Origin of the sequence: Pseudanabaena biceps PCC 7429 (genome assembly GCF_000332215.1) — a bacterium.
Classification (GTDB): Bacteria; Cyanobacteriota; Cyanobacteriia; order Pseudanabaenales; family Pseudanabaenaceae; genus Pseudanabaena; species Pseudanabaena biceps.
Genome location: NZ_ALWB01000042.1, coordinates 16,489 through 28,936, shown reverse-complemented (window position 1 = coordinate 28,936; position 12,448 = coordinate 16,489). Strand labels below are relative to the sequence as shown.

Here is a 12,448-nt window from a genome sequence, read left to right as displayed (position 1 = left end):
CGGCGCGAAGCGCCGCCATTCTATTCTTAATCAAATCCCAAGTGGCGGTGCGAAGCGCCGCCACTTGGGATTTGAGGATGGCTATAGTTGAGACTGTTGAGATGTGGGATACAAGGTCGCGATCTCGTGATCGCTTAAATGTCTGTAGGTTCCGCTTTTAAGCGTATGGAGCGAAATCGAGGCGATCGCCACTCGATGCAATGCTAAAACTGGATGCCCGAATTGTTCCGCCATTTTCCGAATTTGACGATTGCGACCTTCAGACAGAACTATTTGTAATAGGGTGCGGGAATTCTGGTGGGGAGAACGTTCTACTTGTAGAACATTGACAACAGCAGGAAAAGTCCGTTTACCCTCAAGCATAATTCCCTCTTGCCATTGTTTAATCTTGATCTCGCTGGGAATGTCCTTGACCCAAACTTCGTAGGTTTTGGGAACGTGATGCCGAGGATGCATTAAGTAATTGGCAAATTCACCATCATTAGTTAGGATCAATGCCCCACTGCTGTTGTAATCCAACCTTCCCACAGGATAAACATGTTTGTATTGTGATGGCAGAATGTCTATCACAGTCATGCGGGATTGGGGATCGTCACAGGTACAAACTACACCGATGGGCTTATTAAGTAGTAGATATGTCAACTTGGGAGCGTGGGTTTGCAATAACTTGCCATCAACTTCAATGCGATCGCTCTCTGGGTCGGCTTTAGTTCCCAATTCAGCGATCATCTGACCATTGATTACCACCCTGCCAGCCAAAATTAGCTGCTCAGCTTGCCGACGGGAGGCAATGCCATGCCTAGACAGAATTTTTTGTAAGCGCTCACCCATGCCCAAATATTAATCGATTGGTTTGGTTAACCAGCATAACAAGTATCGCTATCGTTACCAAACCTTAAGAAACAGAGCCTTGATGCGCTTACTGCATCACACCATTGCAATTATTAAATAATGTTGAAAAATATGTAGTTTCTTATACGAAGCGGGATCGAAACGTTAAGTAGTGTAAAGCCCATACAAAGTCGCAATAGCGCTTGAAAACTAGGAATTTGGGATTTTGCTCCAACAGCGATCGCCCCAATATAAAGTTTCGAGAATGAGCCAAGGAAACAGCAAATAGCAAATAAACATGGCAAATAAAATTGAAGACCTCAAAGCTGTCAAGGATGGTCTGGCGATTAAAGCCGAAATAGCTCGCTTCGCGGAAATTGGCTGGGAAGCGATCGACGATGACGATTTGCAGCATCGCCTGAAATGGCTAGGCGTATTTTTTCGTAAAAGCACCCCTGGGCGTTTTATGGTCAGGATGCGAATTCCCAATGGATTATTGAACAGCGATCAAATGCGTGTCCTTGCTTCCGTAGTTGAGAAGTGCGGTGACCATGGCGTAGCGGATATTACTACCCGCCAGAATATCCAAATGCGCGGCATAGAGCTCGCAGATGTACCTGAGATGTTTGAGAAGTTTCGCGCTGTCGGTCTGACAAGTGTTCAGTCAGCGATGGACAATATTCGGAATATTACGGGTTCGCCTGTGGCGGGTATTGATGCCAATGAGCTTTATGACACTCGCGCGCTCGCCATCCAAGTTCAGAACCTACTGACCAATAATGGTGAAGGCAATGCCGCCTTTACGAACTTACCTAGGAAATTTAATATTGCGATCGCTGGTTGTCGTGATAATTCCACCCATGCGGAGATCAACGATCTCGCTTTTATTCCTGCTTTTAAAGAAGACTCTTCAAAAGCCTTTGGTTTTAACGTTCTCGTAGGTGGATTCTTCTCAGCTAAACGGATTGCCGCGGCAATTCCTCTTAACGTATGGGTTCCTCCTGAGGATGTGGTTGCTCTCTGTGAAGCCTTACTCATCGTATTTCGTGACCATGGTCTGCGCGAAAACCGTCAAAAAGCTCGACTGATGTATCTCATTGATGAGTGGGGAATTGAAAAATTCCGTATAGAAGTTGAGAAGCAGATGGGTAAGTCCTTAGCCACAGCTGCGGCTAAAGATGAGATCTCATGGGAAAAACGCGACCATATCGGCGTTCACCCACAAAAGCAAGAGGGATTAAATTACATCGGGCTCCAAATTCCCGTCGGGCGAATGTATGCCTCCGATCTATACGAACTGGCGCGGCTTGCCGATACTTACGGTAATGGCGATATCCGTCTTACTGTTGAGCAAAATCTGCTGATCACCCATGTTAGCGATCGCCAAGTTCCACTGCTTCTGCAAGAACCCATTCTTCAGAAGTTCCCTGCCGAGCCGAACAACCTCATGCGGGGACTAGTATCCTGCACGGGGAATCAGTTTTGCCCAGTAGCGATCGTGGAAACGAAAAATCGTTCCCTTGCCCTTACCCATCAGCTTGCCGAAGATTACGATCTTCCTAAAGTGGTGCGCATCCATTGGAGTGGTTGCCCCAACTCTTGCGCTCAGCCACAGGTTGCCGACATCGGTTTTACTGGTTGTAAAACTCGCAAGAATGGCAAGGTTGTCGATGGCGTTGATATTTACATGGGTGGCAAGGTTGGCAAGGATGCCCATCTCGGCACATGTGTCATGGAAAAAGTTCCCTGTGAAGATCTGCGAGAAGTCGTCGGTAAGCTCTTAATGGAAAACTTCGGTGCAACACCTAAGCAACAAGCAATCGCTCAACCTTCGGCGGAATTGATCTTAGTTAGTTAAGTCAGTTCTCAATTATTTCAGGATTACGTTCAGTCCCACTCAGTCATCAAATTTAAGGAAATCAAGGAAATCCATGAGTACATTCTCTCGTCGCAAGTTTTTAACCACCGCAGGGCTTTCTACTGTTAGCGCGATCGCTTTAAATGCCTGTACGGGTGGCGAAGCACCGAAAACCGAAACCACCAGCGCTGCTAGCCCTTCAGCGAGTAAATCGCCAACCGCATCAGTCAGTGCCGCAGGTGCACCTGAAGTTACGAAAGCAAAATTAGGATTCATTGCCCTTACCGATGCTGCGCCTCTAATTATCGCAAAAGAGAAAGGATTGTTTGAGAAGTATGGCATGAAGGATGTAGAAGTTCTCAAGCAAGCTTCTTGGGGAACTACACGCGACAATATTGCCCTTGGATCAGACGCTGGTGGTATTGACGGAGCGCATATCTTGTCTCCAATGCCTTACTTACTCACGGAAGGCAAAATCACCAATGGCAAAAAAGTGCCCATGTATATCTTGGCAAGGCTCAATACCAACGGTCAAGCGATGTCGATCGCTAATGATTTTAAAGAACTCAAAATCACCCTCAAGAGCGACTCTCTCAAAGACAGTTTTACCAAAATCAAGTCTGGGGGCAAAGAGATCAAATGTGCGGTAACTTTCCCTGGCGGAAATCACGATCTATGGATGCGTTACTGGTTAGCGGCTAATGGTATCGATCCAGACAAGGATGTAAGTACGATTGTCGTTCCCCCACCCCAAATGGTTGCCAACATGAAAGCTGGCAACATGCAAGCCTTCTGTGTAGGCGAACCTTGGAATGCACGTTTAGTCGCCCAAAACTCTGGCTATACGGCTTTTATCACAGGTGAATTTTGGAAAGATCATCCTGAGAAAGCCTTCACGATGCGTGCTGACTGGGTTGACAAGAATCCCAAGGCGGCTAAAGCTATCCTTGCCGCAGTTCTCGAAGCTCAAGTTTGGTGTGAACAAGCCGCAAATAAAGAAGAGATGTGTAAGATCGTCGGTGCGGATAAATGGTTAAAAGTTCCTCCTGCCGAAATTTTAGGTAGACTCCAAGGCAAGGTTGATTATGGCGATGGCAGAACCCTCGACAATCCCGATCTGGCGATGAAATTCTGGAAGGATTCGGCTTCCTATCCTTACAAGAGCCACGATATTTGGTTTGTTACCGAAGATATGCGCTGGGGCTATCTTGATGCTGAGACTGATGCCAAGAAATTAGTCGATAAGGTCAATCGCGAAGATCTATGGAAAGAAGCGGCAAAAATGATTGGGAAAGAAGCCGATATTCCGAAGAGTACTTCCCGTGGAGTTGAGACTTTCTTTGATGGTGTCAAGTTCGATCCTGAAAATCCCAGTGAATATCTCAAAGGGCTAAAGATCAAGAAAGCCTAGTCAAAATCTTCATCGCGCATCATTCCATCTATTCCCAAAAACAAGGGGCTAAAGCCCCTTGTCATCATTATTAAACTTATAACTTATAAAGGATATATCCAAATGGCGACAGGGAGCTTAAGTTCTAAATTTACGGCTAACTACATTGGTGAATGGCTGCAACAACAAGCCCGTTACATAATTCCCCCCGTACTGGCTTTGGTGTTTCTGTTAGGCACATGGCAAATGCTCTGTTCGGGTAAAACGCCACCGCTTCCACCACCGAGCAAGGTATGGCAGGAAACTCAAGAATATATTTGGCATCCCTTCTTCGATCGCGATGTTTATGATGTTAGTGCCAAGGATAAAGTCGATAGCCCAGCCCGTAAAGAATTGAAGGAAAAACTAACCATTGAGAAGGGGCTGGGTGTGAAAACCATGGTCAGTTTGCGGCGCGTGGCGATCGGTTATACCGCTTCCGCATTAATCGGTATTTCCCTTGGCATTGCGATCGGCACAAATGTATTTCTCTATCGAGCCTTTGACCCGATTTTTCAGGTACTCCGCACAATTCCACCGCTGGCATGGTTACCGATCGCCATGTCCGCCTTTCAAGGAGTAAATGAATCGCTCAAGTCCATAGGACTTGATGTTACCGAAGCCGCTGCCCTATTTGTGATTTTCGTAACTTCCATCTGGCCGATCCTCATGAATACCGCCGTGGGCGTGCAACAGGTTCCCCAAGATTACCGTAACGTCTCGCGAGTACTCCGTTTGAGTAAGTTTGATTATTTCATTACGATCCTGATGCCTTCGGCAGCACCCTATATTTTTACAGGCTTACGGATTGCTGTCGGGCTATCGTGGTTGGCGATCGTCGCCGCAGAAATGCTGACTGGTGGCGTAGGTATTGGCTTCTTTATCTGGGATAGCTACAACAGCCAAAAGAGCAGTGAGTTGATTCTGTCCTTGGCATATATCGGCTTAGTAGGCTTCATGCTTGATAAGGTCGTTTATTACCTAAGCAAACTCGTCGCCCAGTCAGATGCTTAGCTATTAACTCTCTTTTCCCTTTGATACCCTATTCTTTCCCTTAAACTCCTTCTTCCCATGCAGACTCTCGATCTTACCGATAATAACCAGCAAATACATCAAGATCCCTTTTTAGTGATCGATGGAGTCTCTAAGGTCTATCCAACTCCGCAAGGCTCTTACACCGTTCTCCAAGATGTAAATTTAACCATCTATGAAGGCGAATTTATTTGTGTGATCGGGCATTCAGGTTGCGGCAAATCAACTCTTTTAAATATGGTGGCTGGTTTTAACCGACCGACTTCTGGCGAAATTTGCTTGCGATCGCGTCCCATTCTCCGACCAGGTCCCGATCGCATGGTGGTATTCCAAAACTATTCTTTGCTCCCTTGGATGACTGCCTTTGAGAATGTCTATCTTGCCGTTAAGCAGGTGTATAAAGACAAGTCTAAAGAGGAAAAAATCAAAATTGCGTATGAGGCTCTAGAGCTAGTCGGCTTAACCGAAGCAATGCACAAAAAGCCGAAGGAGCTTTCGGGCGGAATGCGCCAGAGGGTATCGATCGCCCGTGCATTATCCATCCGTCCAGAAGTTCTCATCCTTGACGAACCTTTTGGAGCCTTAGATGTCATGACCCGCGAAGAACTGCAAGAAGAGCTCTTAGCCATTTGGCGCAAAAATCGCGTTACGGCACTGATGATTACCCATGAGATTGATGAAGCCCTTTTCCTTGCCGATCGCATCGTGATGATGAGCAATGGTCCCGCTGCCAATATTGCCGAAATTATCGATGTTCCCTTTGCCCGTCCTCGCGACCGTAAAGCGATCGCCGATGATCCTCGTTACTACACGCTCCGCAATTACATTTTGGAATTTCTGTATAACCGCTTTGCCCTCGCCGATGAGGCTGAATAATTAACCTGAATAATTAACTATGTCCACATTCCTAGAAATCGATCACGTCAGTCGCGTTTTTAAAACCAAAAACCGAGAACCTTACGTTGCCGTTAAAGATGTCTACTTTGAGATGAAGGAAGGAGAATTTGTCTCCATCATTGGGCATTCGGGCTGTGGCAAATCCACGGTTCTCAATATTTTGTCTGGGTTGGACAAGGCGAGTACAGGGGGAATTGTCCTCGAGGGTCGGGAAGTCCGCGAGCCAGGTCCCGATCGCATGTTAGTGTTCCAAAACCATTCATTATTGCCTTGGTTGACGGTAAGGCAGAACATTGGGTTGGCGGTCAATCGTGTTTTGCGAGATTTACCGAAGGCGGAACGCCGTCGCATCATTCAAGAAAATATCGATCTGGTCGGATTAAGTCAGGCCGCTGAGAAATATCCTCGAGAGATTTCGGGAGGAATGAAGCAAAGGGTGGGAATCGCTCGCGCTTTATCGATTAAACCCAAAATTCTATTACTAGACGAACCCTTTGGCGCTTTAGATGCGCTCACCAGAGGTCGATTGCAAGAGAAATTAATGCAGATTTGTGACGAGCATAAAATTTCGGCGGTGATGATCACCCATGACGTTGATGAAGCTCTACTGCTGAGCGATCGCATCATCATGATGACGAATGGACCCGAAGCCAAAATCGGTCAAGTTCTCACCGTCGATTTGCCCCATCCTCGCAAACGCTTGGAATCCGTCAATCATCCCAATTACTATCGGCTTCGGAGCGAAGTAGTGAACTTCCTCGATCGCCAAAAGCAGATCAAACTAGAAAAGGCTAAACTCAAGAGTAACGCAGCTATAAGTCTTGGGAGTATTGAGAAAACCAATCTTACCATCGGCTATATTCCTCTCACCGATTGCGCTCCCTTGGTGATCGCGCAAGAGCAGGGGCTATTTGCCAAATATGGATTAGATGTCAAACTCTCCAAGGAAACGAGTTGGAATGACCTAGCCGAGGGAATTCGCGAAGGACGTTTGGATGCAGCACAGATGGTTACGGGAATGCCCCTAGCGATCACTCTAGGTATGGGTAACCGTATCCCCGTTCCCATAGTGACTTCGCTGACCTTAAACCGCAATGGCAATGCCATCACTCTCAGCCATAAACTTCAAGAGGAAGGCGTAACCGATCTCGCTTCCCTCAAGACCTATATTGCCAAGTATGAAGATGCCTATAGACCAGCCATGGGTATGGTGCATCACGCATCAATGCACAACTTAATGCTGCGTCATTGGTTAGCAAGCGGTCAGATCGAGCCAGATCGAGATGTCGATGCGATCGTCATTCCCCCACCCCAGATGGTTTCCAACCTGATCGCTAACAATATCATCGGTTACTGCGTTGGCGAACCTTGGAACGTTCGGGCTGTAAATTCCAATGCGGGCTTTGTGGTCGCCACCGATCTAGATATTTGGCGTGGTCATCCTGAGAAGGTATTAGGCGTTCGCCAAGATTGGGCGGAGATGTATCCCCATACCCATCTGGCGATCGTCAAAGCACTGCTGGAAGCCTCGCAATTTTGCGAACCCTTAGAAAATCGCGATGAAGTCGTGCTGACTTTAGCAAAACCTGAATACCTCAATCTCGATCCAGTTTATATACGTCCTGGGTTTGCGGGTCCCTATCGCGTTAGTACCATGGAAGCGAAATATGAGCAAGATTTCTGTCAATTTGGCGTTGGGAATATGCCATCCCATAAGGAACAGCTATGGGTGCTAGCCCAAATGGCGCGTTGGGGATTAGTTAATTTCCCTGAGAATCATGCCGAGGTAATTGATAACTTACTAGCAACGGATGTCTATCAGCAAGCGGCCAAGGAGTTAGAACTACCAATTGTTGAGGAAGATGGGGAGCCGATCGTTTTAGCGGATGGATCGCGATTTGATCCGCAGGATCCCATTACTGCCTTGCGAGCTATGCCCTATTCCCAATTTACCGAAGCCAGCTATTTCGACCCCGTTAAAGGTTTTGCCACCAAAAAAGTAGCGGTTCGCCAATAGTTAAAGATCTCTCTATGTCTGCACCTCGTCCTTCTATCGATCCGCCCAAAATTACCAAAACCCTTTGCCCCTATTGTGGTGTCGGTTGCGGGTTAGAAATTGTTGAAACCGTCGCTCCCCCCCATGCTAATTTTGCCGATCGCTTTAAAGTCAGAGGTGATCGCGCCCATCCCTCCAGCCAAGGCATGGTCTGCGTCAAGGGAGCGACTATTGCCGAATCAATTCAAAAAGATCGACTACTGCACCCCATGATGCGCGATCGCCTTGATGCTGAGTTTCGCCAAGTGAGTTGGAACGAGGCTCTAGAGGCGATCGTTGATCGCATTCAGCAGGTACTGACAACTAAAGGCGCTGATGCTCTCTGTATGTACGGCTCAGGGCAATTCCAAACCGAAGATTATTACATTGCCCAGAAGTTGTTTAAGGGTTGTTTGGGAACGAATAACTTTGATGCTAATTCGCGGCTCTGTATGTCTTCCGCCGTTTCTGGCTATGTTAAAAGCTTTGGTGCGGATGGTCCCCCCTGTTGCTATGAAGATTTGGATATGACCGATTGCTTATTTGCGATCGGTACCAATACCGCCGAATGTCATCCCATCATTTTTAATCGCTTTCGCCGCCATCACAAGAAAAATCCTCAAGTTAAGCTCGTTGTCGTCGATCCGCGCCGCACTCAAACTGCGGAGGTCGCCGATCTACACTTAGCGATTCAACCAGGGACGGATATCGATCTATTAAATGGCATTGCCCATCTATTGGTGCTATGGGGAAAATGCGATCGCGATTTCATCGAAAACCATACTACGGGGTTCGCCGAGTTTAGCGATATTATCCAGATCTATGAGCCCGAATTTGTAGCGCGTCGTTGTGGCATCAATATTGACGATCTTTATCTAGCGGCGAAATATTGGGCTGATTCGCCCAGAGTTCTATCCATTTGGTCGATGGGTGTTAATCAATCGACTCAGGGTACTGCCAAAGTCCAATGCATCATTAATTTGCATCTACTAACCGCCCAAATTGGTAAAGCGGGATCGGGTCCCTTTTCGCTAACTGGGCAACCTAATGCCATGGGAGGTCGGGAGGCAGGAGGACTGGCAAATCTATTACCAGGATATCGTTTTGTGGCAAATCCTGAGCATCGTTCCGAGCTAGAAAAATTTTGGGGATTACCCTCTGGACAGATTTCCGATCGCATTGGTCGCACGGCTTGGGACATGATTTGCGGACTCGAAGCGGATGAAGTGGGCTTACTCTGGATTGCGGCGACTAATCCCGCTGTCAGCTTTCCCGATCTAGAGAGAACCAAAAAGGCGCTCAGGCGATCGCCCTTTACCATTTATCAAGATGTCTATGATCCGATCGAGACCTCGAACTATGCCCATATTCTCCTGCCTGCCACCCAGTGGAGCGAGAAAACAGGTACTATGACTAATTCCGAGCGCTGTGTTACCCTCTGCCAAGCCTTTCACCCTCCCCTTGGTGAAGCGCGTGATGACTGGGCTATTTTTGCAGAAGTTGGTCGCCGCCTTGGGTTTGCCGATAAATTTGACTTTCAAACCTCTGCCGAAGTGCATTCCGAATTCGTGCAGATCACCCGCGATCGCCCCTGTGACATGACGGGCATCAGCCATGCCAAGCTTGCGGACATGGGAGCGATCCAATGGCAGGCTCCAGAGCAAAACCCCGAAGGCGATCGCTTACACAATAAGCGGCTCTACGGTGATTTACAATTTCATACCCCTGATCGCAAGGCAAGATTTGGGGCTTATCATGCCCAAGGGGTATTTGAAGCCGCTGACGAACAGTTTCCGTTTATATTGACCACTGGTCGGCTTTACGGACATTGGCATACCCAGACCCGCACGGGACGCATTGACAAAATCCGCCAGATGCATCCCCATCCCTTTATCGAAATCCATCCTCAGGATGCGGAAAAATTCAACATCAATGCTGGCGATCTTGTAGAAGTGCGATCGCGTCGGGGCGCTTCCAAATTTCCTGCCATGCTGACTGAGAGGATTTCCCGTGGCGTATTATTTGTGCCCATGCATTGGGGCGCACTCTGGGCAGAGAATGCGGAAGCCAATGCGCTCACCCATGCGGAAGCAGATCCCGACTCAAAACAACCAGAATTAAAGGCTTGCGCCGTCGCAATTTCCTTAGCTCGTTGACATAATTATACCAATTCCCAAAATGGCGTTGCCATTTTGGGAATCTCAAAACCTTACTGGGTTTGGTGTTTAATTCACAAAAGTGTTGTCACACTTTCGTGAATTGGTATTACTTTGGGGCATTGAGGGAGGGTTTACTACGTAAACCCTCCCTCAATGCCCGTTTCCAATTATCCCGAACTCACGCTAAATTAAGGCGTAATAATCGTGGCAGGCAAATTAAGATTTGCTTGTGAATAATCTAGCTTTTCATGTTCCACCACAAACACATTAGAGTACAGATGCGCCACAATCTCCTGTCCTTGCTGTGTCAACGATAGATAGTACAGAGCATCCTTGACGAAAGGATAAACGCTTGTCCAATAAAATTTAGGATAGTTACGGCGTAAATCTCCTGGATGAGCGTATCCAAGAGCCGCATTAACCCCTGTTTCTTCAAACTCGTAAAACAAAGCACCAATCTTCTTGAGATAGCGGGGATCGCTGAGTTGACCAATGAGATCAGCCGATCGCACTAATCCAGCAAAATGCGTTGTATCTTGATGGTCACCAGTTTTAGGTACGGGAAATCTGGTCAGCTCGATATTACGGCAGATTTTCTCCGCCTTAATCAAGGAATGATTAGCAAAGCGTTGGTTGACAAATAGCTTAGCGCGATCGACATGATAGGGAGTGAGTCCAGCGTCCGAAGCCCCAGGCGGAAGTTCCACCATAGAATCACCAATTCCCGTTGCATACTTGCCATGAGAATCCTGAAGGCAGACACCTTTAACATAACCAATATCATGGCAGACAAGAGAAATAATGTAGTGCAACCAATCTTCAGGAGAAACACGACCTTCGCGAATATGTTTACCCCGTAAAATCTCCTGCCCAACCAGAGTTACGAGGATCGTATGTTCGACATTATGATACAGAGCGTCACTATTGGCTATATTTTCAAGAGCCATATTGCCAGCCCAACCAATAATATCCTCGTAGTCATGCATATAGCCGCCATAGGTACGGTGATATCCTAGCTTTAACTGTTCAACAAAATTACCAATCAGCAGTTCAGTTGCATTAAACATAAATCTTCATATACCTATGTAAAGCTAAAAGCCAATCTAAATGATAAGTCTAATACTCGTATCTGTCTCATGAATAAAATTTTGCGAAAGCTTAGGAATTATACCTAGCATTTCCGAACGAATCATAAAAATGGTAAGGTCACCACAAAACATTTCAATGTCCCACTTTTCTTTAAAAGCAGGATTTCTCTATAGCAATCCTAAATCATTTCTAGATTTTTGGGTTTTACATCCTAAGCAAACCTTACGTTGCTATAGCTACATTACTTGACTTAGGACAATTCAAACCCCAAGAATTGACTGGCGGCGCAGAGCATCGCCAATCAATTCTTGAGTTTTATGTCTTGGTACATTTTGGGACAGATATAGATTTTAATCATGCCCAGATCCTTAGATCGTATTTGCAGATGAATTAGGACTACCTTCGACAGATCATTCGACAGATGTAAGTTGCAGCAAAAATTACTATATATAAAATATTGTCAGCGTACTATCATTAAGTCGATGAACTTAATCTTAAAATTCAAAATATGCTTAAAAAATTTGCTAAGGGTTTACTACTGCCAATTTCCGTAGCATTGGCATTGGCATCTTGCCAACAACCCAGCGCAACAACTTCATCACCGTCAGCTTCAGCTTCTCCCAGTTCTAAGCCTTCAGTTTCTTCGGCTTCTCCTAGTGCTAGCCCTTCCGCTTCTCCTAGTGCTAGCCCTTCCGCTTCTCCTAGTGCTAGCCCTTCCGCTTCTCCTAACTCTAGCTCCTCAGTTTCAGAAACAACTCAAAAAATTGATACTGCTGCCAAGGCTAGCCCTGAGTACGCCGAAATGTACGAGGCAACTAAGGGTATCCAGTACGTCACTATAGTTGAGAAAGAAACCTGCAAAGCAATGGATACTGGCAAATATACTTTCAAGCAGCTATTCGACGAACTTGAGAAATCATTTGACAGTGCAGGTGATAAAAATTCTATTCCCGCTGATAAACTTGAAAAGTTGAAAAATTATACAGGTTTCCTAATTGGGGCTAGTGTCCAAGCGTCTTGTCCTAAACATTTGGGGGCTCTCAAAGAGTTTCTAGGTAATTAATCGGTTCTCCTAAATCTAAGAGCAGACTTACTAAGAGCACACTTAAAGATTCTTC

The 12,448-nt window shown here is 46.4% G+C and carries 9 protein-coding genes; 7 read left to right on the top strand and 2 right to left on the bottom strand.

Annotation, left to right across the window (positions count from 1 at the left end; genetic code table 11):
• Positions 1–81 precede the first annotated feature (81 nt).
• Positions 82–831: a pseudouridine synthase gene (locus tag PSE7429_RS07060; protein ID WP_009626423.1), complete on the bottom strand. Its 750-nt coding sequence runs from the start codon at positions 829–831 to the stop codon at positions 82–84.
• Positions 832–1,129: 298 nt separating this feature from the next.
• Here PSE7429_RS07060 and PSE7429_RS07055 point away from each other — a divergent pair, with 298 nt between their 5' ends.
• The 6 genes from PSE7429_RS07055 to PSE7429_RS07030 all read left to right on the top strand — a co-directional run bounded on the left by PSE7429_RS07055 (position 1,130) and on the right by PSE7429_RS07030 (position 10,238).
• Complete coding sequence (locus tag PSE7429_RS07055) at positions 1,130–2,689, top strand: ferredoxin--nitrite reductase (RefSeq protein ID WP_009626422.1); 1,560 nt, start codon at positions 1,130–1,132, stop codon at positions 2,687–2,689.
• A 73-nt stretch (positions 2,690–2,762) separates the two neighbouring features.
• Positions 2,763–4,100, top strand: coding sequence for a CmpA/NrtA family ABC transporter substrate-binding protein (locus PSE7429_RS07050; protein ID WP_009626421.1), 1,338 nt, complete (start codon positions 2,763–2,765; stop codon positions 4,098–4,100).
• Positions 4,101–4,202: 102 nt separating this feature from the next.
• Positions 4,203–5,132, top strand: a complete 930-nt coding sequence (ntrB, locus tag PSE7429_RS07045; RefSeq protein ID WP_009626420.1) for a nitrate ABC transporter permease — start codon at positions 4,203–4,205, stop codon at positions 5,130–5,132.
• A 57-nt stretch (positions 5,133–5,189) separates the two neighbouring features.
• A complete protein-coding gene (locus PSE7429_RS07040; protein ID WP_009626419.1) occupies positions 5,190–6,026 on the top strand; it encodes an ABC transporter ATP-binding protein in 837 nt (278 codons plus the stop codon).
• 19 nt (positions 6,027–6,045) lie between these two features.
• Positions 6,046–8,064, top strand: coding sequence for an ABC transporter ATP-binding/substrate-binding protein (locus PSE7429_RS07035; RefSeq protein ID WP_009626418.1), 2,019 nt, complete (start codon positions 6,046–6,048; stop codon positions 8,062–8,064).
• A gap of 14 nt (positions 8,065–8,078) precedes the next feature.
• The gene (locus PSE7429_RS07030; protein WP_009626417.1) at positions 8,079–10,238 is read left to right on the top strand and encodes a molybdopterin oxidoreductase family protein; all 2,160 of its coding nucleotides are present in this window, start codon (positions 8,079–8,081) and stop codon (positions 10,236–10,238) included.
• Positions 10,239–10,429: 191 nt separating this feature from the next.
• Here the strand turns inward: PSE7429_RS07030 and PSE7429_RS07025 are convergent, their stop codons facing one another.
• Positions 10,430–11,308, bottom strand: a complete 879-nt coding sequence (locus tag PSE7429_RS07025) for an Npun_R2479 family HD domain-containing metalloprotein (RefSeq protein ID WP_009626416.1) — start codon at positions 11,306–11,308, stop codon at positions 10,430–10,432.
• Positions 11,309–11,838: 530 nt separating this feature from the next.
• Between PSE7429_RS07025 and PSE7429_RS25550 the strand changes: the two genes are divergently transcribed.
• A complete protein-coding gene (locus tag PSE7429_RS25550; protein WP_009626414.1) occupies positions 11,839–12,393 on the top strand; it encodes a hypothetical protein in 555 nt (184 codons plus the stop codon).
• Positions 12,394–12,448 lie beyond the last annotated feature (55 nt).

Bases quoted from the DNA above. Each gene is read 5' to 3' on its own strand.
- PSE7429_RS07060 (WP_009626423.1), bottom strand. From the start codon at position 831: ATGGGTGAGCGCTTACAAAAAATTCTGTCTAGGCATGGCATTGCCTCC.
- PSE7429_RS07035 (WP_009626418.1), top strand. From the start codon at position 6,046: ATGTCCACATTCCTAGAAATCGATCACGTCAGTCGCGTTTTTAAAACC.
- PSE7429_RS07055 (WP_009626422.1), top strand. From the start codon at position 1,130: ATGGCAAATAAAATTGAAGACCTCAAAGCTGTCAAGGATGGTCTGGCG.
- PSE7429_RS07050 (WP_009626421.1), top strand. From the start codon at position 2,763: ATGAGTACATTCTCTCGTCGCAAGTTTTTAACCACCGCAGGGCTTTCT.
- PSE7429_RS07040 (WP_009626419.1), top strand. From the start codon at position 5,190: ATGCAGACTCTCGATCTTACCGATAATAACCAGCAAATACATCAAGAT.
- PSE7429_RS07025 (WP_009626416.1), bottom strand. From the start codon at position 11,308: ATGTTTAATGCAACTGAACTGCTGATTGGTAATTTTGTTGAACAGTTA.
- ntrB (WP_009626420.1), top strand. From the start codon at position 4,203: ATGGCGACAGGGAGCTTAAGTTCTAAATTTACGGCTAACTACATTGGT.
- PSE7429_RS07030 (WP_009626417.1), top strand. From the start codon at position 8,079: ATGTCTGCACCTCGTCCTTCTATCGATCCGCCCAAAATTACCAAAACC.
- PSE7429_RS25550 (WP_009626414.1), top strand. From the start codon at position 11,839: ATGCTTAAAAAATTTGCTAAGGGTTTACTACTGCCAATTTCCGTAGCA.